Here is a 26,907-nt window from a genome sequence, read left to right as displayed (position 1 = left end):
AGCGGCGGCGAGAAGATCTTCGATTCGCTCCAGAGCGTAATCCACGGCCAAGACCCGAAGCACGGCTCCATCGAGCTGATGGGCAAGTCCTTCGACCAGCTGGCCACCGCGGTCGACGACTTCACCGGCGAGGTACACGCCAATCATTTGAGCGCGATCTTCGCGCTCGGCTGGCTGGTCATCGAGCTGACCTGGGCGGCGGCCGCGGGCCCGGCCGCGCCCGCCGTCCAGGCCGGTGCGATCGCTGCCACCCGCGCCGCTTTCCGGGTGATCGGTGGGATTCTGGAGAGCGCCATCGCCCGAATCATCGGTCAGCGCTTCCTGTCCGAGGCGGCGCGCACCGTCATCGCCAAGGTCGTCTACGAGATGATTCAGGAGGGTTTGGTCGAGGTCGTCCAGACCACCATCGAGGAAGCCGCTATCCACAACATCCTCAAGGCGGAGGGCCTGAAGTCGCAGCCCTTCGACTGGGGCGGCTACCTGAAGAACGTGGGTGTCTCGTTCGCGGCGGGTGCCGCGGGCGGTGGCGCCGGTTATGGCCTGGGACATATTCCGGCGCTCAACCGGATGATGTCCAGCGACAACCGGTGGGCCCGCACCCTCGGTGGTGGGCTGGTCGGCATAGGTGCGGGCGCGGCCGGTGCGACGATGGCAGGCCTGCTGACCGGCCAGTGGACTCCGCATGCGTTCGTGGGTGGCAGCCTTTCCGGTGCGATCCCGTCCGCGGCGTCGAGTTTCCGTGGCAACCGTCAGTTCTTGGGTGGGCCCAACATCGGCGGCGGGAACTTCAACGTGACCCCGCCGGACGGCACCGCGCCGCCAGGTCAGCCGACCAATGGGACCGATCCCGCCAATCCCACCGGAGACAACTCGGGCACCGGAAACCAGAACAGCGCTGGAAACCAGAATGGCGGCGGCAATCAGAATGGCGCCGGAAATCAGAACGGGGCCGGGGACAACAGCCCGGGCACGAACACTGCCAGTGCCGGCAACACGTCCGCACCGCCAGCCGGGCAGGATACGAACGCGCCGCAGGCCGGTGCCGCCGACTCGGGCGCGGGAAGCCAGAACGGCGCCGGAAATCAGAACGGTGCCGGGAACCAGAACGGGGCCGGGGACAACAGCCCGGGCACGAACACCGCCAGTGCCGGCAACACGTCCGCACTGCCAGCCGGGCAGGATACGAACGCGCCGCAGGCCGGTGCCGCCGACTCGGGCGCGGGAAACCAGCAGCAGGCCGGCGCCGGTCCGCAGGCGGGTCCGCAGTCGAGTCAGCAGAGCTCGGAAGCCGGTGCGAGTGACAGCAATTCGTCGAATTCTGCTGGAAACCAGAGCAATTCGGCTCCCCAGGCGGGTGATTCGAGTTCGGCAGCCGACAATCCCAGCTTGCGTGCGTCGGATTCTGTTGCGGGAGAGGGTGTTACGGATCCAGGAGCGGGGGCGGCGCGGGTCAGCCCGGTCACCGATCCGGGCGCGGTCGACAACCTAGCCGGTACACCGCTGGGCGGCTCCCAAATCGGTTCTGGCGCAGGCAGTTCGGTCGACCCCAACTCGAGCCTGAACATCGGCTCGAACACCGCGTTCAACGGAGCCGGAATGGCGGCGCCGGGGTCGACTGCGCCCGGTGTGAGCACGTCGGCGCAAGGCGCGTCCACGAGCACGGGTGCGTCCAGTGTCGCGCCGGGCAGCTCGTCGTCCGCGCCGGGGTCCACCTCCGCGTCTCCGACAACTGGCCAGTCGAGCTCCGCCACCGGCCAGCCGGGCGCGGGGCGGCCTTCGACGCCCAATATGCCCGGTGGGTCCCGCGCCGGGGACACCTCCGTTGCCGGTTTCAACGACGGCACGGCCAACGTCACTCCGAGCACCGACGCCGCGTCGACATCCGCGTCGCGCGCGGGCTCCTCCGTTCAGGCCGCAACCCCCGGCGCGGCCCCGGTCGGTCAGGTGCAGGCCCAGTTCTCGGATACTGAGGCGCCGCAACGCGATACCACGGTCGACTCGGAGAGCGACGCCGACGGCCAGGTGCAGGTCACACCGGAAAGCGACCCACAGGTCGCCCAGGCGCGGACTGATAGCACCCTGGATCCGGCGACACAGAACGACACCGACGACGATGCGCTCGCGCGGCCACGCAGCGACCGGGACCCGGCAGTGCGGCCCGACAGCGACGAGGATGCCCCGGCACGGCCCGACAGTGACGAGGATGCGCCCGCGCGTCCGGACAGCGACGAGGACCCGGCGGCGCGTCCGGATGTCGGCGAGGATTCCGCGCTGTTCCTGCCGCCTCCGCCACCGACCCCCGCGGCCCCGGCTCCGGCACGCCCCAGCGCCGATCCGGACACCAGCACGGATCCCGATACCGATACCGATCCGGAAACCCGGAACCAGCCGGACGATTCGGCAGGCCAGAATCCCGACACCGACGAGAACGCTCGCCCGCGCCGGGCGCCTGACACCAGTCCAGCGACCGACGCGGAAAAGCAGCAGGCCGCCGATATCCTCGACAGCATGGCGGGCAAGCCGAAGCCCGCCGATTTCCAACTCGGCCCCAACGCCACTCAGGCCGAGGCGGATGCCTTGGCGCGCAAGAACTCCGAGCGGTGGAACTCGATCGCGCCGGAGCAGCGGCTGGTCCTGCTCCGGGTGCATCCGGCCAGCTTCGGCAACAATGCGCCGGGCATCCCCGCGCCAGATGTCCACACCGCCAACTGGATACGGATCGACCGAGAGTCGCGGGATCTGATCGCCCGCAGCGGGTTGACCGTAGCCCAACAGGCGCGGTTGGCAAGTCTGCTTGCCGAGCAACAGCGGGCCGCGGCCGCCTTGGCGCAGGCGAAAGCCGAGCAGCCGCGGGCACGGACCCAGGTGGATCCGGACAGCAGCCGGGCGGAGAAGGCGGCGGCACGCCGTCAGGCGGCCCAGGAACGAGCCGAAGCCAAACAGCGGATCAACGAGGCTCGCGCCGAGGCCGCGAAGACGGTCGAGCGCGTCGCGAACGAGCTGGAGAGTCTGGTCAGGCAGAGCAAGCTGGACTCCGTCTCGCACAAGCAGCTGGTGAACCTGCTGCGTACCCGACAGGCGATCGCCACAGCGCAGGGGGTGGCCCGAGCCGTCGCGCCGAACACGCCGGTGTACGTCCTGGCCTTCGACTCCACCGCGTTCAACGGCAGCGGCCGTGCGGCCATCGCCATGGGCGACGTCGACACCGCGACCCAGTTGTCCTGGCACGTCCCGGGCCGGGACGCGTCGCTGGCCACTATCGGCAGCACCGTGAGCCAGATGGCCGGCCAGTACCAGGCGACCGCCGGACGACTACGCGCGGACGAATCGGCGGCGTCGATCGCATGGGTCGGTTACGGCACGCCGAACAAGGCCCAGGCCATGACCACCTGGCATGCCCGTCGAGGTGGCAAGCTGCTCGCCCGGGATCTGGCCGCCTTCAGCGCGACTCGAACAGCGCTCAACGAGGGTCGGCTGGCGCAGGGGCAACCGGAGATCGCGGTTTCGAACAAGATCATCGCGCGCGGCTACGGCGTCGACGTCGTCGAATCGTCCGGCCGCAAGGGTCGTTTGGAGCGTTTGGTCGACGACGTCGTGCTGGTCGGCTTCTCCGGCCAAGAAGACGCTCCGATGATCCGGAAGAAGCACTTCGGCGACGACGTCCGTGTGCACGTCCAGGATCGCGCCAACGGTCTGTTCCGCCAGTTCAACGCCCCGAATACCACCGGCGCGAAGCCGCCGAAGAACGGCGTGCCGGTCGACCGCATGTACCGGCTGGAGAACATCGCCGCAGGCACAACCGAATTCCAAGCGCCCGACAACGAGTCGTACCTGGACACCGATCGGCCCCCATTGCGGGAGAACGGGTGTTCCGAGCAGGCGCTGTACCGGGCGCGCCAGCGTACCGGTAACCCGGACATCACCGTACCGACCGAAGTGGGCCTGGACGGCGTGTCCATGCGTCGGCTCGAAGCGCACGCCGATTCCCAGGCGACCGAGGTCAAGGTCGGCAAGCGCAAGTCGCCGCACAAGGCGATCGCCGAGGCGCTGAAGTTCATGAAGGGTAAGGCGACGGTCATCGTCGTCGACCAGAATCGAACGGTCGATGAGCACGGTGTCGGTGCGCACGCGTACGTCATGTACTACGACGAGGCGACCGGCAAGATCATGCTCGACGACCCGTACAAGCATCCGGACGGCCCGGTCGAGTTCGACCCGAGCAATCTGCCGGACGCGAAGAAGACCTGGGTCATGGTCTACGACGCGAACGGCAACTCCGTGCGCCCGCTCGCGGTGCGTCCGCTCGCGACAGGTGCCGCCACCCAGGGCCACGACGACGATGACAACCGGCCGCGGGTCGGCGACGATCAGGGCCGCCGCGATCCGATGCGCGACCTCCGGCGCTTCTTGGACGAACAGCGTCAGCAGGAGGAGCAGCGCAGGCGCGACGAAGAGCGCGGCGCCAACCAGCCCGCGCCGGACCCGGATTCGCAGCAGAACCTGGACCCGGGTGCGCAGCCCGATCCGGAGACTCAGCGGACTCCCGATCCTGGTGCGCAGCCTGATCCGGGAGCACAGCAGACTCCCGATCCGGGAGCGCAGCCCGATCCCGAGGCACAGCAGACTCCGGACCCCGAAGCCGAATCGGCGTCCGGTCCGCAGCCGATCCCGGCTCGCCAGACGACGCCGACGGGCGACCTGTCCCCGCTGACCGACGCCGACCGCGACCGCCTGACCCGCCTTTCGCAGGCACTCGGCCTCGGCGACTCGCTGTCGAGCTTCACGGACTCGCGCCGGATCCTCGCGGATCTGGCCCAAATGGCTTGGGCGCGCGGATTCCTCGACCCGACCCCGGTCACCGGGCACATGAACGAGCACATGGGCCCGGCCGCTTTCGCTCCATTGAGCATCGACGAGCAGCATCTGGGCGAGCGGTACTGGAATTACTCGCCGGATCCGAGCGACCCGAATTTCGCCCGGCAGCGCGACGAAGCCCACGCCCTGCCGGTTGTCGATCCCGACACCCCGGCGCCCGCCATGCCGATCGCCGTGCCGGACGCGATCGCACCCGCGCTGGGACCGGCGCCGGCCCGGCCCGATTCCCGGGCCCCGCATACGCTCGCGCCGGAGTCGGAGCAGGCGCAGCTGCTGCGACAGCTGCGCCTGAACGCCGACCAGGTGACCAAGGCGAAGCTCGCGGAAACCATCGCGGAGCAGCGGTATCGCACCATGCTGCGGGCGGGGGCGGTCGAGTCGCTCGCGGCCGCCATGGCCCGGCTGGCTGCCGCCGTCGACCCCAATCAGCGGGCGGATCTCACCAAGATCGTCAACCAATGGGCGGATCTGCTCCAGCTCTCGGAAAGCGACCTGGCTGAGGGGCAGGTCGACACGACACTGGAGCGGCTGCGCGACAACGTGCTTGCTCGCGCCGTGGCCCTGAACAATCTGGCCGATGTCGCCCAAGCGGTGCACGAGGCCGAGGGCCGGGCCGACCGAGTGGCCGAGGGCGAGACCCGCCGGTACACGGTGGTGGTGGACGGTCAGCGGGTGCCGGTGCTGCTGACCGCCGACGGTTCCGGAGGATGGCGGGTGCGGCCCGCCGAGCCGCTGGCGCCGCCGCCGGTGCCGGAGCCGCCGAGCGACCCCGACGCGCAACCGCAGAGCCGGTGGAAGCGGGCGTTGAAGTTCCTGCGCACCCACCTCGGCAGCCACGGCACCGGTCGGCCGATCCAGTACGCGCTCGGTTCGGAGAACAACAGCGATCTCTACAACGCGTTCGGCGCGGAGATCGAGTTGCTGTCCGGTGACGCGGCGGCCGATGTAAGTGGGTTCAACTACGATCCGGCGTTCTTCGCGTTGCAGGCGTCGAAGCTGTGGAAGGGCCGCGAGGCGTTCTGGACCCTGGTCACCGGCAACTACTCGGCCAGTCCCCAGATCGGTCAACCGCTGGCGCCGGATTCGATCGCGCCCGACGAGCGCGCTGGCATCGACGAGGACGTGGTGGCGCCGGTTCCGGACGCGGAACCGCAAGGCCCCGATCCGGATCTGGCCCGCCGCGGCACGGAACTCGGCAACGCCATCGCCGACCGCAATGCCGCCCGAATCGCGCTCTACCGGGGCGCGGCCGCGCTGTCGCTATCGCTGGACGACCTCAGCCCCGACGCGGTACGGACCGCGGTCGGTGAGGCGAACTACCGGGCGATGCGGCAGGCCGCGGCGGCCGCGGCGTACGCGCAGGCGGCCACGCGGTTCCACAACGAGAACGAGCGCCTGCGCTATCTGCCGACCAACGACGCGCGGCCGGATCCGCTCGAGCGCTATATGCGCGAGCAGGCCATCAAGGCTGGTCTGCCCGGTGCGGACTCCGAAGCCAATGGCGTCAACAACAATCCGACGCGGCTGAAGCTCTGGTGGGATCCGGAGGGCAACCCGAGCCCGGAGGCCCGCCAGGCGTTCCTGGAGGCGGTGCAGCGCGAACAGGTACGCGCCGAACTGGGCACCTGGGCCAACCTGCTCGATGTCGATCCGGCCGCGCACAGCTCGGCCGATGTCGCCCGCGCGCTGACCGCCCTGCACGACCGCGCTGCTGAATTGGCGCGAGAGGCAGCCGTATTCGAGCGACTGGCGGCCGCCTACACCGACGCCGACACCGCATTCGCCAGGATCGCCGAGGAGATGGCGGCCACGGCGGGGCACCGGTGGTTGCTCGACCAGGGCGGCGACCTGCTGGATCCGGACAATGCGCCGGGTATCGGCCTGCTGGACGGCGATCCGCAGCGCCTGGTGGTGATCAACGACGGCGGCGATCACGACCAGCAGCTGGCCAACGCGCTCGCCGACCCGCGTAATACCGATATCGCGCAAATGCTGACCCAGGGCGAGCTGGAGCTGGAGTACCGGGTCGCCTGGGCCGACCGCTCCGGCGTCATCCATGTGGCCGAGGTGGACGCGCCGCAGGTCCGGCATTTCTCCGGCGCCGTGGATGGTCGCGGGCTCGAGCTCACCATGGTCCGCGACAACGACGACAGCCCCTGGCGAGTCATCCCCAGCGAAAGCGCGCTCACGCCGCCGGACAACCGGATTCCGGTGCCCGACCCCACCGCGCTGTCGACCGCGGAGCTGGTGGCCCGCGTCGAGGACGCGGCGGCTCGGCAGGGTGTCCAGCTGGCCGATCTGGCCCCGGACCGTGTCGAGGACACCCTCGACACGGCACGGGCCGCGAATCGGTTGCGCGCGGTGCGGATCGAGGCCATGGCCGATCTGGCCCGCCTGCACGCGAATGTGGCCCGCTTCAACGCCTTCGAACGGGCGCTGCACGAGGCCGAGGTGAACCGGTCCGAGCTGCGCGGGCGCCCGCTCGACGCGATCGAGGAGCTGAAGCAGCGGCATCCCGAACGGGCCAAGAAGCTGGACGCCCTGGCCAAGCTGCTGAACCGGGACCCCGATCTGGTCGATTTCGATCCGAATCTCTACGACGCGCAGGATCGGCTGCGGCCGGGTGGGCTGCCGATGCATCACAGCGACACCCACGACCAGGTGGGGTTGCTCGTCGACGATATGGCGGACTTCCTGGCGCTCGCCCGGCACGGCCAGACGCTGCCCGGCAAGGTCCCCGGCATCCCGGATCCGGACGCCGACTGGCTGCACCTGCTTGGCGTCGACATGGACACCGCCACCCCGGCCGAGCTGGAGTCGATCTACAAGAATTTCCGGGCGGGCCGGCTCGACGCGGCCGCGCTGCGCACGCCGGAGCAGATCGCCGAGGCGCTGGCGGAACTGCGGGCCGATGTCCGCGCGGATGCCGCCGATCTGGCCGCTCTGGCGGCGTTGTCGGAGACCTACTACCGCGTGCCGACCGGCGGCACGCCCATCAACCACTGTGTGCCAAGGGCTTTCGACCAGCTGGCAGTGCGGCACCCGAACGTGCTCGGCGAGTTCGCCGTCGATCCCGACCGGATCGGCGGTGTGCCGTGGGTTGATCTGTCGGACCGCTTGGGGACCGCGCAGCCCGAGCCGTTCCTGCCGGGGGAGGAGGGCAGCGCACATGCCCGCCTGCTGACCACCCTGCGTGCGCAGGGCCCGGGCGCCTCGGCCCTGGTGATCGACCAGCGGACCACTGTCGACGACTACGGTGTCGGCGGCCACATCTACACCGTGACCTACCTTGGCCAGGATGTCTTCGATGTGGACGGCCAGCGGGTTCTGCTCACCGATATCGATGACAACGGCCAAGAGCAGTTGTTCGACCTCGGCCCCAGTGGCGGCACCGATCCGCTGTCGCTGGCCGAATTGACCGGTGGCACACCGGCGGAGACCGCGGCCACCTGGGCGAGCATCTTCCAGAACGACGCTCATGTCCCGGGTCTCGGCGACGAGGGGCCGATGCCGGACGCCGGTGTGCGTTTCGGCCAGGATCTGCCCACTCCGCGTAGGCCCGAGGACCCGGTGCATCAGGCGGCGCGGTTCTTCGGCGAAACACCGAGTTTGCATACGGAACCGGAATCCGGGGCCGAGCCTTCCGCCGTGCACCTGGCCTACGCGCAGACCCTGGCCGAGCGCCTCGGTCTCGCGGAAACCCTCGGGGCACTGCCGGATCCGCAGTCCGCACTCCAGGACATGTCGCAGATGGCATTGACCCGGCACTTCCTGGATGCCTCGCCGGACGGCCTGGCGAACCAGCACATGCTGTTCCCGGCGAACTTCGACACGCTCACAGCGGACGAGCAGTTCCCCGGGGAGCACTACTGGCGCTACCCGTCGGATCCGTCCGACGCCGATTTCCTAGCCCAGCGCGACGCGGCCGAGGAGTTCCAGCGGGCGATCGGCAACCCGCCGGAAACCCAACCGGCGCCGCCGATTCCGCTCGCACACCCGGCTGCCGTCGCGGGGCCGTTGGTGTCGCCGCCGGACCCGGCCGACCCGCCGCGCCCGCTCACCATGGCGCAGGCGCAGCAGTCGCTCGCCGACCAGCTCGAGCTCACGACCGAGCAGCGGGATCCGGCGAATCTCGCGACCACCGTCGCGCAGCAGCGTTATCGAATCCTGTTGCGCGCTGGCGCGATCGAAGCGCTGGCCACCGCCATGGGGCGCCGTGACCTCGCGCTGGACCCCCAGCAGCGGACCGAGATCGACAAGATCATCGAAGTGTGGGCGAAGCTGCTCCAGATCCCGGCCGACGGCCTGGCGTCGGCGAACCTGACCGACACCCTGGAGCGGCTGCGGGCGGAGACACTGGCCCGCGCCCAGGCGGTCGCGGATCTGGCGGATGTCACCCAGGTGCTGCAAGCGGGCCCGACACCGGGTGGCCCCGTGCGAATCGACCTGGAGGTCGGCGGCGAACGTATCCCGGTCCAGCTGACGCCGGACGGTTCCGGCGGTTGGCGCGTGGAACCGGCCACCCGCCTGCCCGCGCCGGAGGTGCCCACCGCCGCGATCGCCAAGGCGCCGGAAGCGGACCCGGGCGTCATCCAGACCCTGCGAGACCGGCAGGGCGTGGTGAACCCGCAGCACCCGCCGTCGGAGATGGTGCCGCTGGGCCAGTCGTTCACGGTGCAGAATTTCGGTCAGCTGGCCGACAGCGACTTCTGGGGCAACTTCGAGGCCAACCCCGCGTTCACCGCACGCGAGGTGGTCAACCTCAAGCGCAACTGGCCGAAGATCAAGGCCTTCCTGCTCGGCCAGGTCACGTCGGCGGAGTCGTACGGACCCGTCACGCGCACCGGCGATGTCTACGACTACGCCCGCGAAGACGCCGACCCGCAGAAGATCAGCGAGAACGAGGCCGAACTCCGCCGCCTCGGGCTGGCCGACCGCTTCCTCGCGGGACCGCCCGCGCCACCGGCACTTCCGCCCGCGCAGCCCACGCCTGGAATCGACGCCTCGCTGGAACCGCCGGTCCCCGCCGACGCCGAACACGATCCGTCGGCGTTGGCGCACGACGAGCTCGCCGAATGGGGTCAGGAGGTCCGGCAGGCCGCGCAGGAGCTGGATGCGCGGGCGCGGGCGCTGCTGGCGCTGGCGGGCCCGCTCGGCATCGACCTGCCGGACCTGAGCCCGGAGTCGGTGCGCGCCGCCATCGATCAGGCGCGGTATCTGCTGACCCGCGAAGCCGTTACGGCCGAGGCGTTCAAAGCGGCGCTGGCCCGGTACGACGCGGAGAACGCGGACATTCCCTTCCTGCCCGATATCGACCTGTCGCATCTGCTACCGGCAGCGGTCATCAACCGGCCGAGCCCGCTGGAGCGGTACGCGCGCGAAGTCGAGGCGGCCCGGAACGGTCGCGCGACCCTCATGGGCTGGACTGGCGTCAACAACAACATGCAGGGCGGCCGCATGTGGTGGGACCTGTCGCACCGCGACACACCCGCGGGCCGCAGATTCTTCGAGGAGGCCCTGCGCCGCCACCACATCCGCACCGAGCTGGACCACCGCGCGCACATTCTCGGCATCGATCCCGAGAGCCCGAATGTGCTGACGGAGTTGCAGACTCGGCTCACCGACCTCCAGGATGCGGTCACCGCCTTCCAGCGGCAGGCGCAGCAGGTCCTCGACGCCGACGACAATTTCGGTCAGCACGCCGAGGTGATGGCGAATATCGCGGGCAGCGAATGGATTCGGGTCAGCGGCGGGTTCCTGATCGATCCGGCCAACCATCCGGGCGTCGGGCTGGTCGGTTCGCCGATGAAGTTGGTCGTCATCGACAACGCCATGAATCACGATGCGGCGCTGGCGAAGGCACTAGCCGACCCGGCGAATTCCGAACTGGTGGAGCTGATCGACAACGGCAGTCTCGAGGTCGAGTACCGCGTGGCCTGGCCGCGTGAGGTCGGCGGTACCTGGCGGGTGGCCACGGCGGCGGTGGATTCGCCTGCGGTACGCCATATCTCGGAAGACTTCGACGGCCGGAACCTGACCGTCACCATGGTGCGCTACGAGGGCGGCCCCTGGCAGACGGTCACCGATCCGGCGCAGGCGGAACCGAGCGGCCCGGCGCTGGACCTGTCCCGGATGTCGCGCGGCGAAATCGAAGCAGCCATCACCGAATTGGTGGGCCGCCTGCCGATCGGTCGCGTCGATCTGACCCCGGGCCAGATCGACGCCACCCTGGAGCGGCTGCGTTTCGACAACGAGGTACGCGCCGCTCAGATCGAGGCGCTGGTCGAGTACGCGCGCACCCTGCACGCCCTGGACGCCTACCACAAGCTCGACACCGCACTGAACAAGCTGGAGCTGTCCCGGGCCGAGCTGGCTACCGATCCCAAGGCCACGCTAGAGGCGCTGAAGACAGCGAAACCGAAGCTGACCAAGGAGATCGACGCGCTGCTGAAGCAGCTGGAGGCCGATCCGGAGCTGTTCACCCGGGATCCGCGGGTCGCCGACGACATCGCCCCGATCAACCTCGCCGACGCGCCCGCGCACCTGGCCGACCTGATCGCCGACGTCGATCTGCTGCTCGCGCGACTGCAACTAGCCGGTCCTGGCACCGTGCCGGGAGTGCCGGTACCAGAGCAGGATTGGGTGCGCCTGCACGGCGCCGACATCTACAACACCACCGACGCGCAGTACAAGGCGGCCTTCGGAAAGTTCAAGACCGAGAAGTTCGCGGACCTGTTCGTCCGCGACCCCGACACCCTGACCGCGCTGCACCAGCAGTTGCGTGCCGAGGTCCGCCAGACCGCCGCCGAGATCGAGGCCCTGACGGCACTGGTGACCTACTACAGCAGCGAGATCGATCCCGCCGGTCCCGCCGCGATCAACACCTGTGTCTCCGATTCGCTCAGTCGTGTCCTGGCCGACCAGGGCAACATCGTCGATGTCCCGATCCCTCTGCCGAACAACCTGTCCGGCCGCGACTGGCAGGACGTGCGGCCGATGCTGCGCGGCGCCCAGCCGGGCGGCTTCGACAACAGCGACGCCCGCGGCCACGTCGAACTGATCCAGGCGCTGCGCGAGCAGGGCGGCCCCGGCGCCATCGCCTGGGTGCTGGACGAGCGATGGACCCCCGACGCGCACGGTGTCGGCGCGCACTCCTACACCGTGAAGTATCTCGGCGGCAATCAGTTCGAGATCGACGGCCGCCGCGTCACCTACGACGAGGTCGGCTCCAAGCGCAGCAACCTGGAATGGTTCGTCGCCCCGGACGGCACCCGGGTCTCGCTGGCCGATCTCACCGGCGGTAGCCGCTACGAAACCAAAGCCACCTGGGCCGTGGCCTGGAAGGCCGGTCAGCAGGTGGCGAACTTCGGCGACCTAGCCGCGGCACTGCCCGCCGCCGATCTCGCCATCGGCCAGACACCGGACCCGAACACCCCGGTACCCGCGCATCGGCAGCCACCGGCCAACGCGCCGCCCAGCCCGGCGGCCGAGGTGGCGCGGTTGCGCGCCGAGATGGCCGCCGCGGTGGCGAGGGAATCCGACCTGCGCGCCGAGATCGCGGATCTGCGGCAGCAAGCCATGGCCGCGCAGAACGCCGGGGATCGCGAGCTGGCCCGTAGCTTGGCCGCCGACATCGAGCAGCGCGTCGCGGAAACCGGTGCGGCGGAGGCCGCGCGCGCCGCGGCGGTCGAGGTGTGGCAGACCTCGATCACGCAGCAGGGCAGCGACCTGCAAACTCGCATCGACGCGCTGGAGGCGCAGCTGGCCACCCACCTGGGCGGCGACACCGAGATCGCGCGGTTCCGCTCCGATATCGACCTCGTGGACAACCTCGAGGCCGCGTTCCAGCTGCGGGACCGCATCGAGACCGCCGAGCGCGTCCAGCAGACACTGGAAGAGCAGATCGACCGCGGTAAAGCGTTGCGGCACAAGCTGCGTGCGGGCATCGCGCTGCTCGAGGCCGACACGGTCGATACTCCGGAAGCGGAGCAGGCCCGGAACCAGGATCTGGCCGCTGCCCGCGCCGAACTGCGGCAGGCCACGCATGCTCTCAGCGAGGTGGAGAACTCGCTGGAACTGCTGCGGAGGAAGCTGCCGCCGGGTGATCTGACCCTGATGAAGTCCGCGCTGACGACGGAGATCATCTCCGCGACGAATGCGCGGGCCGCGCTCGCCCAGGTCTTCCAGATCAGCGATACCGATCACCTCAACCCCCGCTACCCCGGACCGCGGGAACCTGGCGCCGAGCTGGTGCAGCAGCTACGCGAGGCCGCCAAGCAGCTGAAAGACGCGGAATCGCAACGGAGCGAGCTGGCCGAGCGGCAGGCCGCGCTGGACGCGATGAACGCCCTCGGCCTGCTGCCGATCTCGGAGCGGGTCGGCGTGCGGCCCGCCGCGCAGCCCACCGGGCTGTTCGGGGACAGCGAGATCGTGGTCGTCGGCACCGACATCGACGTCAACGACTACCGGCAGGCGCTGCAAGCGACGCTGTCGGCGCGGACCGACCTGAATCTGCTGCTCGGCATGGCGAAGTCGGACACCACGCCGCTGACCGTGCGGTTCACTCGGATACAGCTCGACGCGCGGGGCCACTACGAGAGCACCGTCGATCTGCCGTCCACCGATGCCGAACTGACCCAACGCGCAGGCGCCTGGGAGCCGGGGAAGCATCCGCGCAAGTGGGAGAAGGAGAAGTGGACCGACCCGCAGCCGCCGTTCCTGTTCAAGGTCTCTATGGTCCCGACCTTCGACAAGATCATGGCCGGGCTGCACGAATTCGAGGCCGGTGAGGTTCCAGGGTTCCTGTTCCCGCAGAATCCGCCGTTCTCGCCGACGATCTACAACGTTCCCGAGGGCGTGAACGCGTGGAGCTCCGATGTCGGGCTCAACCTGTTCCACCTGCGTATCCTCGCGCTGGGCATCCTGGACCGGATTCCGGGCCATCCGTGGACTAAGAACCTGATCCAGAACCGTCCGTGGATCGGCAAGTTCGTCCTCTCGGCCACCCGGTGGCTGCCCGCGAACACCGCGCACGGGAAGTCGATCGAGCTGCCGCTCTCGGCCGACTTCGCCAAACGACATCCGGCGTTGGCCTGGGCAATGGCCGATGTCGCGCAATGGATTCCGGCGGTGCGCGACGGCCGCTGGATCCAGCTGATTCCGATGGTGCGCGGCACCCGCACCTACGGCTGGCTCGACACCAGCCAGCCCGATCCGCAGACGCTGCACAACCCGGAACTGGCCAAGCCGCAACTGAATTCGGAGCAGGCGCGCCTGGACGGCTCCTACGCCCTGCCCTACACCGGCGAGAGCGTCGAGATTCCGGAGGCGCTGCGGCAGCGCTGGGCCAGCAACGAAGCCGAACGTGCCGAGCTCCGCGAGCGGACCGAAGCCGCCTACGAGGGCTTCGAGCAGAACCGGGTCTTCGACGCCGACAGCAACTTGGCGCAGATCGCCGACCATGCCCTCGCCGATCCGGATCGTTACTCCGGCGGCGACCCGAAGCGCTGGGTGCGCGGCAAGGGCAATGCCTGGGTGCGCGACCCCGACGGTTCGACCATGGCCAAGCACGGCGACGGGTCGACCTGGCTCAAAGACCACGCGGGCAACCTGCGTTCCCGCGCCGAGATCATCGAGACGCTGCGTCAAGTGCGTGACTACTTGCTGCGCAACACCGAGATCCCGCAGAACCTCGACATCGCCGCCATGTGGCTGCGGCTGATGTCCAACCAGGCGGTGCGCGAGGACATCGTCGGGATCGAGGCCGCACTCGCCTCGATCGAGTTCCTCGCGCAGAACCCCGGCGCCACCGTGCAACAGGCGACCGCGACGGCGAAAGCCGCGGGCTACGACTGGGATCAGCGCCCGCGCCATCCGCGCGCGCGCACCCTCTGGCAGCGCCTGACCGGTGCGCGCCCGACACCGCTCGGGTTCACCTCCGAGATCGACCCGATAGCCAACGATCCGGCACGCACCCGCCGGTTCGGCAGCACGCTGTACTACGGCGTGCAGGGGCTCGGCCATATCCGAGATCAGTTGTCCGCCATCATGTCCGGCTGGCCCCAGGCGAAGGTCGAGACGGCACTGGACGAGGTGACCGATCTCGTCGCCTTGGCGACCCAGTCCCACCACGGTGATCACGGCATCGCCCGCGGCGGCGTGCATGTCTCGGCGCGGGTGACCGGCGAACCCGGCCTGGGTGTGCTCGAGGTGAAGATCGTCTCCGACGGCGACGGCACCCTCGGCCCGCAGCGCTACCTGCTCGACGAGCACGACAACAACTGCGTGCGACTGGCGGGCGAGCACGTCAACGCCGCACAGGGCGGAGTCGTCACCGACGCGGATCTGCTGGCTCCGTCGACGCTGGCCGGTGTGCGGTTCGGCGATCTGGTGCCCGCGCTCAACGGCGCACCGCTGCAAGGCTTCGCCACCGACGACCAGGCCAGCGGCCATGCCCGCTTGGTCCAAGGTCTGATCAACGCGGGTCCCGGCACCACCGCCTACGTCATCGAACAGCGCGGCAACCCGGACCGGCACGGCGCCATCGGCCACGCCATGTCGCTGCACTATGTCGGCGAGGTCGACGGCCGCCATGTCTTCGAACTCAACGGCGAGCGGGTCACGCTCAACCGTGTCGAGAACGGCCGCGAATACTTCGACGCCCCGGTCGCGGCCCTGCCCAGCGGCCGGCCCCAGCAGGTCTCCCTGGCCGATCTCGCGGGCGGCACCCGCGAGGGCACGGTCGCCCTGTGGGCCACCGCCTATCAGAACCAACAGGCGATCGTCCTGGACACCGGCGACGTCAACGCCCCCCGGCCCGGCGACAACGCCTACATCGGCTCGAATCCGGCGGACCGATCCGGTGATTCGCGGGACGCGGAGCAGTCCGGCGCCGAGCAGGACAGCGACGAGGCTACGGCTGGACCCGAGCAGCAGGCGCCACCGGAGGGGTGGATTCTGTCCTCGGAGATGCCGCGTACCGCGGTGTCGGTGATCCGTGAGCTGATGGTCGAGGGACAGTCGGCGGTGCTGGCGGATCCGAGCCGGGCGCGGGAGATCATCGCCGAGATCGGCGAGCGGTTCCTGGTGTCGAACGCTCCGGAGAAGGTGAACGGGCCGCAGCGACTCATCCAGGACATCTTCCCACCGCAAGAGCGTGCGTACCTGCGGTATTCGCTGGAGCGGTCGATCGCCTCCGGGGTGCTGCAATACAAGCTGACCCAGACCGCGTTGCAGCAGATGATGGCGCATCCGGAGCGAATCGCCATCGCGGTGCGTGGCGACTACACGACCACCGAGCCGGACTACTACGCCTCCACCCTGCGCGAGGACTACGTGATGGTCGGCCAGGACGGCTATCCGCGCGGTTCCGGAATGCACGCGTTCATGCAGGCCGCGGTCGAGCATCTGACCGCGACCTGGCCGCTGATGTCCGACCCGGTGTGGGCAGAGCTCGCCGCGATCAAGGAAGAACGGTCCGCCGACCGCAAACCGCTGCTGGAGGCGATCCCGGCGAATCGGCGCGAAGAGCTGGATCTGCCCGCGCATTCGATCGGTGTGTACAACGCGCAGGGCGACAAGACGGTGCTCAGCGCGGCGACCAATATGGAGAGCATCGCGCTGGTGCTGCGCGGCTTCCTGACAAGTCTTTCCGAGCACGCGGATGTGATCGCGGGTTGGTCTTGGGCGAGCATTCAGCACGCCTTGTTCCAGTTCACCAGCCAGTTCAGCGTGATGGCCGGTGTCACCTTCAGCACTCTGGGCAAGTTCACCGCGCCGCGGAACCCACCGCAGTTCGCCATCGAGTTCGATATCCCGAACCAGAAGATCACCAAGGTGCGAATCACCGGCGAAACCATGGAGATTCGCCGCGACACCCGCAACGGCGTGTGCCCGGGCTTCGTCGGAATCAAGCCGGACGGCCAAGCCGTCGAACCGATCGACCAGCTCCAGCAGTCCTTCGACGAGCGCGAGATTCCGACGAAGGGCCACAGCTCGGGCTCCAATATCGCCATGCGCCTCGGCGGTTTCCTGCTGCCGCTGCTCGGCCGGGACTACCCCGCGCTGCGGGTGCTCACCAACCCGGCGCTCAGCGAGTACAACACCGGCATCAACACCTGCTTCGTGGATTCGATGACGCGGGTGGCCGACGACCAGAACACCCCGGAGCGGCCGAACGTCGTCACCGTGCCCGCGCTGGATCCCCGCAATCTGTCGGGTATCTCGTGGTCCGGTGCTCAGCCGAGCTTGCGCGGCGCCGTGGCCGAGGGCTTCGATCACCCTGGCATGTCGGCGCACGCCAACCTGATCGACGGTCTGATGCATCGCGCCGGGCCCGGGTCGATCGCCTGGGTGCTCGATCAGCGCACGACCGAGGACCGCTACGGCGTGGGCGCGCACTCCTACACGGTGAAGTACCTGGGCGAGAACAACTTCGAGGTCGACGGCGCTCCGGTCACCTACCAGCACACCGACGATCACGGCGTGGCCTGGTTCACCACTCCGGCCGGTGACAGCGTCACGCTGCTGGATCTGACCCATGCGACCCCCGAGGAAACCGGGAGGACCTGGGCGGTGGTCTGGCGCGACGGCGAAGTCGTCGAGAACGTGGGCGATCGCGCGGCCGCGCAGCCCGACGCCGATCTGCGGATCGGTCAGACGCCGGACCAGAACTCGCCGGTCCCCGCGCACCGTCAGCCGCCCGCGCACGCGCCGCCTCTCACCCAGATCGCCGCGGTGCGCGCCGAGATGTCCGACGCGCTGGCCCGCGAGACCGCTGCCCGAGCCGAATCGATGCGGGTGGCGGCCCGAGCGCTGGAGGCACTAGAGGAAGGTCGCAGCGGGGACGCGCAGGTCCTGTCCACCCAGGCCGAACAGCTCACCGAGACAGCGGAACTCGCCAAGGCCGAGGCCGAAGCGGCGCGCGCCGCCGCCGTGCGGGCGCACCGAGAGGCGCTGTCCCGGTCCGAGCAGGAGACGCGGGCGCGCCAGGCGGAGTTGGCGGCCGAGGTCGCCGACCTGCAACAGCAGCTGACCGATGCGATCGGTGACGACACCCAGACGGCACAGTTCCGCACGGATCTGGAGCTGGTCGACAACCTCAGCGCGGCGTTCGCGCTGCGCGATCGGGTGGACATGGCCCAGCAGGCGCAGCGCACCCTCGAGGGGCAGATCACCCGCGGTGAGAACGCGGTGGCGACGCTGCGCCGGGCGATTCTCGATCTCGAAGCGGAGGGTGTCGACACGCGTGCCGCCTCGCGGGCCAAGCAGGCGGATCTGAAGGCGCTGCGCCTGAAACTGCGCGACGCCCGGCACGCGCTGGCGCAGCTCGAGTCCGCGCACGCGGTACTGCTGGAAAAGACCCCGCCCGGCCCGCTGATCGAGCTGCGCGCCGCACTGACCCAGGAGATCCTGGCGGGCACCCGGTCGCGCAACGCGCTGGCCGACGTCTTCCAGATCGACGACAACCAGCTGGACCCGGAATACCAGGGACAGCTGGAGCCGGGCGCCCAGCGGATCCAGCAGCTGCGCGCGCTGATCAACCGGATCAAGGAGGCGGAAGCCGAACAGGTCCGGCTCACCGAGCATCTCGACGGGCAGCTCGCCGAGCGGCGGGCCGCGCTCGACGCGCTGGACGATCTCGGGCTCCTGCCGGTCTCCGAGCGGGTGGGTGTCCGGCCGTCCCTGCGTCCCACGGCCGTCGACACCGAGACGGTGGTCGTCGGCACCGACACCGACGTCAACAGCTACCGCCAAGCCCTGCACGCGGCGCTTCCGCCGATGACCGACCTGAATCTGATCCTCGGCATGGCGAATTCGGCGGATATCCCGGTGAGCGTGCAGTTCCGTCGGGTCGAGGTCGACGCCGACGGCGCCTACCAGCAGTCGGTGGCGTTGCCGTCCACCGACGCCGAACTCACCGCGCGGGCCGGTTCCTGGGATCCGGCCAAGCACCCGCGCAAGTGGGAGAAGGAGAAGTGGACCGACCCGCAGCCGCCGTTCCTGTTCAAGGTCTCTATGGTCCCGACCTTCGACAAGATCATGGCCGGGTTGCACGAATTCGAGCCGGGTGAGGTTCCAGGGTTCCTGTTCCCGCAGAATCCGCCGTTCTCGCCGACGATCTACAACGTTCCCGAGGGTGTGAACGCGTGGAGCTCGGATGTCGGCCTCAACATGTTCCACGCCCGCATCCTGGTCATCGGTATCCTCCAGCGGATTCCGACGCATCCGTGGACGCGGAACCTGATCCAGAACCGTCCGTGGATCGGTAGAACCGTCCTGCGCGCCACGCAATGGCTGCCTGCCAACACGGCGCACGGACAGTCGGTGCAGCTGCCGCTGTCGGTGGACTTCGTGAACCGGCATCCGCACGTCGCCCAGGCGATGGCCGATGTGACGCAATGGATTCCGGCCGTGCGCGACGGCAAGTGGATCCATCTGATCCCGGTGGTGCGCGGCACCCGCACCTACGCCTGGTTCAACGACGGCCAGCCAGACCCGCAGTCGCTGCACCGCGACGAGCTGGCGCCGGTCGCGCTGAACTCCGAGCAGCGGCGGCTGGACGGCACGGTGGTCTATCCGTTCACCGGCGAGAGCGTCGACATCCCGGAGTCGCTCGCCGCCGAGTGGCGCGCCAATGACGCTGAGCGCCAGCGGATTCAGCAGGAGACCGACGCCGCCTACGCGGACTTCGAACACAACCGCGTGCACGAGCACGACAGCCTGCTCGCGCAGATCGCCAACAACGCGCTCTCGAACCCCGACACCTACTCCGGCGGCGACCCCAAGCGCTGGGTGCGCGGTCCGGGCAAGGCGTGGGTGCGCGACCCCAAGGGCACGCACATGCCCAAGCGGTCCGACGGCTCGACCTGGCTGCGTGATCACGCGGGCAACACCCGCACCCCCGACGAGGTGGTGCGGAACCTGAACCGGGCGCGCGACTACCTGTTGCGCAATTCCGAGGTCAACCGAATCGCCGACGTCGTCCGTATGTGGAACCGGTTGATCGCCGGACACCCGGTACGCGAGGACATCATCGCCCTCGAGGGCGCGCTGTTCGAAGCGGAGTTCCTGGCGCGCAATCCGAAGGCGACCGGGCATCAGGCGCACGCGGCCGCCAAGGCGGCGGGATACGACTGGGACGCCAACCGCCCGCATCTGCCCGGCAAGCGCACGCTGTGGCAGCGCCTCACCGGCCGCCGCGCGAACCCGCTCGACTTCACTCCCGGGGTGGACCCGAACGTCAACGATCCGGCGCGCACCCGCCAGTTCGCGCTCCCGCTGTACTACGGCGTGCAGGGCCTGGACGGGGTGGACAGCAGGCTGCGCGCCATCATGGGCGGCTGGCCCGCGGCCAAGGTCGACCAGGCGCTCGCCGAGGTGACGGACATCGTCCACCGGGCCACCCGGTCCTTCACGACCAACGACCACGATCTGGCGCGCGGCGGCGTGCACGTCTCGGCGCGCGTCACCGGCAGCCCCGGCGAGCAGGTGCTTTCGGTCACCGTCGAGGTGGACGGTGACGGCGCATTCCCGCGCACCCGGTACTACCTCGACCAGCACGACAACGACTGCGTGCGGGTCGCCGCGCGGTTCGTCAACCAGGCGCAGGGCACCACCGTCACCGACGCCGACCTCCTCGAGCCCTCGCTGGCGGGTGTGCTCTGGAGCGATATCGTGCCCGAACTCAACGGCGCACCGGTACAGGGCTTCATCACCGACGCCGACTCCACCGCCCACGCCCGCCTCGTCCGCGGCCTGCTCGACTCCGGCCCCGGCACCACCGCCTACCTCTTCGAACAGCGCGCGACCGCCGACCGCCACGGCGCCATGGGCCACGCCGCCGCCCTCACCTACATCGGCGAAAACGCCGACGGCACCCACACTTTCGAACTCAACGGGCAAACCGTCATCCTGGATCGGGTCGACCCGAACGGCCGCGAATGGTTCCGAGCTCCCGCACCCACCGGCACCCGCCAACTCACCAGCGGCACCTCCACCGCCCCCACCGAGGTATCGCTGGCCCACCTCACCGGCGGCAGCACCGACCAAACCGTCGCCCTCTGGGCCACGGTGTACAAAGACGGCCAGGCAATCGAGCTGTCCCGGGAGTTCGCCGATCCGAACGCGGCACCGCCGGCCGACGACGTCTCCTTTGGCACGGACACGCCGAGTTCCTCCGAAGGCGATGCCGCGGCGGCCGGACGGACAGACGGGCAACTGCCGACGGCGCTGCGCAGTGTGCTGGCTCAGATAGATGCCGCCGCAACGGATCCCCGAGCTGCCGAACGAGCCAAGGACTTCGTGCGCCGCCAATACCACGTGCACCGCCAGCAAGTCGAAGAGGCCGCGCGGCAGGCCGGCGAGCCCGTAGCGGGCACGCGAGCGGAGCAGGGCATCAGTCGGCAAGCCGCGAACAACACTGCCCACTGGGTCGACCAGGTCCGAGCCGGCGCCCGACGAGCGGGCGGCGACTTCTGCGCTCGGCTCATCCGAATCGACTTGGCACTGCGAGGGATCGATTCCGATATCGATCCGGAGTTGCCCGCCGAGCAGCGCGTGTTCATCGACCGGATCGAAGCCCTGCTCGACCGCGTGGCCCAGGCGCAGCAAGCCCTCGATACGCTGCTGGCGGCCAAACCCGACCTGCTTGAAAACGGTGCCGGTAACTGGCAGGCGACCATTACGGGGATGCGCAACCAGCTGGCCGAGTGGGCAGGCCACTACTTCGAGGGCAAGACGCTGACCGGCGGACCGGTCACCCGTATGGACGACTCGTCGTTCCTGCACGGCTTCGATGTCAGCGTGCGCGGGCTCCTCGGTGAATTCACGGTGGCGTCGCGGCTGGACGGCGTGGTCCGCGTCGGAATGCTGATCGACGCGGACCTGCCGATCGGGGGTGCGATCGATGGCGAAGTCGATGTCGTCACCGACCGAGGCGCCACCTGGAACGAGGTGAAGACCCGGCAGCGAGCGGTCACCCAGGACCGGCGGATGAAGTCGGGAACCGAAGCGCAGGTTCGGCGACAGCTGCAAATCGCGTACCTGAATCGGGCCCTGTGGGTCGACGGGAAGCCGCCAAAGGTGGTGTGGCATTTCCTGGACGGCATCGCGCCGACGGAGAAGGCCGGAATCGAAGCCATTCGCATCGAGGACGAGAACGGCCACGTCCTCGAGGACCATCGCGTCGAGGTTGTCGATCACGCGAACACCCGGATCCGGCCGAATTCGAGCAGCCCCGAGCAGCCCTCGATTCCGCCGCTGCCGGATACCGAACTACCCGACCTGCTGTATACGATCCTGGACCGGATCGACGGCGCCGCCACCGACCCGGATTTCGCCGACAGTGTGAAAGACGCTGTGGTCGAGCGCTATCGGGAGTATCGACAGGAGCGGGCGGTACGCGCCCATCGAGAGTTCGTGAACAACAAGACGAACCAGCTCCAGGCGAAGAATCCGGAGGCCGAGGCGGAGTCGGAGGCTCTGCGGTTCGCCGACGAGCAGCTCGTCAGCGAGCGGTCGCTGGACCGCATCGGCCGGGACGCCGCGGACCGCACCAAGCAGTGGGTCGAGAAGGAACTCGCCCAGTTCCTCGCCGATGCGCAGACGACCCCGCCCGAGCTCGAGCTGCCGAAGGCCCTGCGCAAACTGCTGGACGAAATCGCCCAGCACGGCGATCCGGTGGTCGCGGAGCAAGCGAAAGCGCTTGTCCTGCGGAAATATCGCGAATATCAGGAAACGCCGTCGGCAAGTGTCCGGCGCGATGCCCTGGCAGCGAAGATCGAGGAATTCACCCGACTCGGCATGCCACGGGCCGACGCCGAGCGGCTGGCCGGTCCGGAAGTCGACGCCTTCCTGCAAACCACGGCCGGGCGGAAAATGATCGACGGCCCCGCGGCCAACAATGCCGTGCAGTGGGTGGAGAAGACTCGCCGCGGCGTGGCCCGCGCGGGTGCGAATCTCGTCGAGCGACTCGCGGGGATCTTCCGGGACACCATCGGCGCCGAGACTCCTGCCACTGTCGAACCGCCCGAAACCGGCTTGCCTGATCCGCGCGACGAACCGGACTCGGCCGCTAGCGATCTGACGCCCGCACAGCGAGATCTGGCCGAAGCCCTGGGGGTCGACCCGGAACTGATGCAGCGGCCCGGGCTGCTGCGCCAAGCCCTCGATGTCGTCCAGGGACAGTTGCGCGCCCTGGACGCCGCGGCATGGCAGCGGGCGGTGGACGCCGGTCGGTTGCCGGAGTTGCGGCAGTGGATCGGTCGGCGTATGACCTGGGACAACGCCACCCAGCTGCTTCAGGTACAGGAACTTCAGACGGGGTCGGTCGACGCGGCTGCCGCGCAGCGTCTACGGGACATAAATGCCGCGTTGCAGCAGGAGCTGGCCGAGCTGCTCGCGCTGGACGAGCTGGGCGGCTACTCCGCGCACAGTGACATGGATCCGGTAGCCGAGCTGCGTCGTGTCGCGGCGGCGATCGGCTCACCCGAACTGGCCGCGTTCGTGGACCTGTGTGCCGAGATCCTGCCGCCGACTCCGCAGACCGAGCCGGACCCGGACACCACGCTGGCGGCGGCGCGCGAGAATCTGGCCGAGATGGCCGGTCTGCTCTCCCTCGATCCGGCCGTGCTGACCGCGGGCGCTCCACGACTGGCCGAGCTGCGCGCCGAATGCGCGCGCCTCGCCGAGGCGCTGGCGCAGGCGCTGGACACCTCGGTCGCCGAGCTGGAAACCGTACTGGAGCAACGGGACCTGTCCGGCGACCCGGACACCACCCCGGAGACGCTCGAGCTGTATACCGACTGGCTGAACCACGCCGGGGTTCTGGAAGCCGCCGAGCACTACAACGCGCTGCTCGACACCGCGACCGCGCCCAGTCGGCAAACCTACGAGATCGCGGAGTTGAACGCCGATTTCGAGGCGGCCCTGCCGTCGGTCGCGAGCGTGGTGTACACCCGGCTGGCGGTCGACGCGGACGGGCGGTTCATCGACGCGGAGACCGGGCAGCTGTACAACAGCCACGCGGCCGGTGACCGGTTCATCATTGGTGCCACGCCGGGCGAGATCCGGACCGCGAGCGCAGCCACGCATTACGAATTGTTCCGCACCCTAGGCGATCCCGCCGCGGGGCCCGCGGGCTTCGGTATCTGGCATATTGTCGACGGCCGCGTGACCAAGATCGAGCCTTACACCCAGGCGTTCTCCAATGCGAACACCGACCCGAAGTTCACCGCGCAACTGCGCTACGAGTTGACCAGACTCGGCATCGACCTGTCCGGGGCCGACTTCAACCAGGAGAACCAGGGCGCGGTCTGGACCGGCGCGCGTGGCGTGTCCGTCACTGCGCTGATCGAGGGCGATATCACCACTGCGACAACGCTGTTCGCTGGGTATGGCGACGGCTGCTGGGTATCCGTCGCCGGAGTCGCGAACACCACCGGCGGGCTGGACGTGACGTTGAACCTGTCTCCGGTGCGCGGTGAACCCGGTCGAGTCACCTTATCGCTCACCCCGGACAGCGCTCGGCTCACCGAAGTCGATCTCGGCCCCGAACCGCTGCGGACCGGCGCCGCGCTGCACCAGCTGTATCAGCGGTTGTCCGGCTGGCTCGCCGCTTCGAACGTGGCCTGGTCCACAGACACCGATACGCAGCTCGCCGGCATCCCCGGCGTCGGCTTCGTGGCGGCACCGATAGTCGTCTCCGCGCCAACGACTTCCGTCGACAGCGCGCCCACGCTGCCAAGCGATCCGGTGCAAGCCCGTGCCCAGCTGGATCGCGCTCGGGCTCACCGGGACGATCTAGCCGAGGCACTGAACATGGATCCCGCGGACCTCGGCCCGGACTCGCCGGTACTCACCGAGCTGCGCGCCGAGCGCGACCAGGCCGCCATGGCTCTTGCGGAACTGCTCGGAATCGACATCACCCGAGTGGATTCCACCCGCGTCGAGCGCTTCCTGATGAGCCAGGCCGACTCAGACAATGCCGAGATCGCCGAGCGTTACTTGGAACTCGGCGCTTTGGTCGACGCAGCCGACGACACCAACCGCCGCCTCGCGGACCTCGCCGACCAGGATGCGAATCGACCTGCACCGCATCGACCAGCGGCATCGCCTGTATCGGATGCCGATGTAACGGACAGTCCGGCTCGGAAGCCGCGGACCCGCCGCGACCCCGGCACGTTCTTCGCCTTCGACCCGGAAGGCCCGCACGAAGTGCAAGCGCACCGGGCTCCAGGCCGTGCGGCGACGCCATCGAACGACACCGTCGGCGCTGTCCTCGCGGCGGACGAGATCCCGGCTCCGCTGACCGGTGACAACCTGCCCACCGTTGAGTTGAAGCGTGGCTATGTGGGCGAGGAGCTGCGCCGCAACGACTGGGGTGATCCGGTCGTGCACTACCTGTCCGAGGCGGAGTTGGCGACGCAGCGCATCGTCATCGGACCGGATGGCAGGCTCTACCGCGCCCACGACGGTCAGCTTTTCGACACCGGCGGCCGCTCGGTGATGTTCGCTCTCGACCCTGCTGGCAATCTCTACGCCGAGACCGGGCTGATCGACAAGCCGATGCGCCACTCGTCGTTCCTGTCCGGGCGCCCGGTCGCCGGTGTCGGCGGGATCCGGGTCGACGCTGGCCGACTGACCGCCATGACCGACAGCAGCGGGCACTACCAACCCGCGGCGGCGGTCAACGACGACGCGCTGCGCGTCCTCGCCGACCAAGGCATGCGGGTCGCCGAGGATTTCGCGCAGTACGACCCACTGGACCGGCGCCGTCCCGGCCCGCTGGATCAGCAGGGGGACAGCACCGCGCCGACCGGCGGGAAGCTCAGAGGCGCGGGCAATGTCGCGCGCGACGTGCTGCGCGCGTTCTTCCCGGACTTCGAACCGGGCCGCGACTTCGACGCCGCCACCCGAACCCAGCGCGCCGCGCACGGCGTGGTGGACTACCTCGCGGGTTTCTGGGAGAGCTCGGACTTCGTCGCGTCATCGCTGTTCCGGCCCATCGACGCCGCCGTGTTGGAGCAGGTCGCGGCGCTCGAGCCGCCGCGGTTGCGGCAGCTGCTCGAGCAGGGTGGGCTCACCGCGACCCAGATCGACGGTGTGCTGAACCGGCTCGACGAGATCGGCGCCAACGGACGCATCCATGGCGATCACGTCGGTGACGCCGACTCCGAAACGGACGCGGAGGCCGAAACCGACACCGAACAGGACAGTTTCGAGCCCGTCGACCCGCAAACTCTCGGACCGGCTCGCGAAGCCGCCTTCACCGACACCGAACTCAGCACGCACGGACTCATTCGCGTGACGTTCGAGGGCAGCGACACCGTCTGGGTGTACAAGCCGTTCCACGGCGACGCCGACACCGCGGGCGTCCCGCCTTCCGGCCGCGCGCTGCGCGAGGTCAAGACCTACCTGCTCGACCGGCTGCTGAAGTTCCACCTCAAGCCGCCCACCTATCTGTGGGAAGGCAGCAAGGGCACGGGCATCCTCCAGGAGTATGTGCCGGGCGCGGCGAGCGGACGTGCGGTACGCGGCTACGACCGGCTGATCCGCGACATGATCGCGATCGTCGACTACATCGCGGGCAACCGCGACCGCCACGTGGGCGACATCATCAGCACCCCGTCCGGTCGCGTCGTATCGACCGACGACGAAGCCACCTTCCCGGTGGACGAGAACTCCTTCGCCCAGTTCGAGACCCAGTCGGTCTTCGTGGCCGACGCGCTGGGCCGCAACCTCCACCCCGACGCGATGGCGCTGGTCGCCGCGGTCACCGAGGCGGACGTGCGCGCGATCCTCGACGGCCTCGAACCCGCGGCCATTCGGGGTGCGGTGGACAGGCTCACCGAGATCAAGGACAACGGCAAGATCACCGGCGACAACTGGCCGTACCGTGGCGGACTGCCGGGTTCGGACTCAGACAGCTCGGGGCACGTGGTCGAGCCGCAGCAAGCTTCGGCCACCACGGACCGAGCGAAGGTGGCCGAGGAACGCTGGTTCGATGGCTTCCGGCAGCGGCTGCGCGACCAA

General features: G+C 69.2%; 1 protein-coding gene (running past both ends of the window). It reads left to right on the top strand.

The whole window is internal to a sigma factor-like helix-turn-helix DNA-binding protein gene (locus AB0H49_RS01325) on the top strand: the coding sequence, 43,593 nt in all, runs 195 nt past the left edge and 16,491 nt past the right edge, and what appears here is coding positions 196-27,102, spanning codon 66 (complete) through codon 9,034 (complete); the first codon wholly inside the window starts at position 1. Both codon boundaries (start and stop) fall beyond the window edges.

The organism is Nocardia sp. NPDC050713, from assembly GCF_040654315.1.
Taxonomy (GTDB): Bacteria; Actinomycetota; Actinomycetes; order Mycobacteriales; family Mycobacteriaceae; genus Nocardia.
The sequence above is the reverse complement of the archived record's forward strand: the minus strand, read 5'-3'. Positions and strand labels throughout refer to the sequence as shown.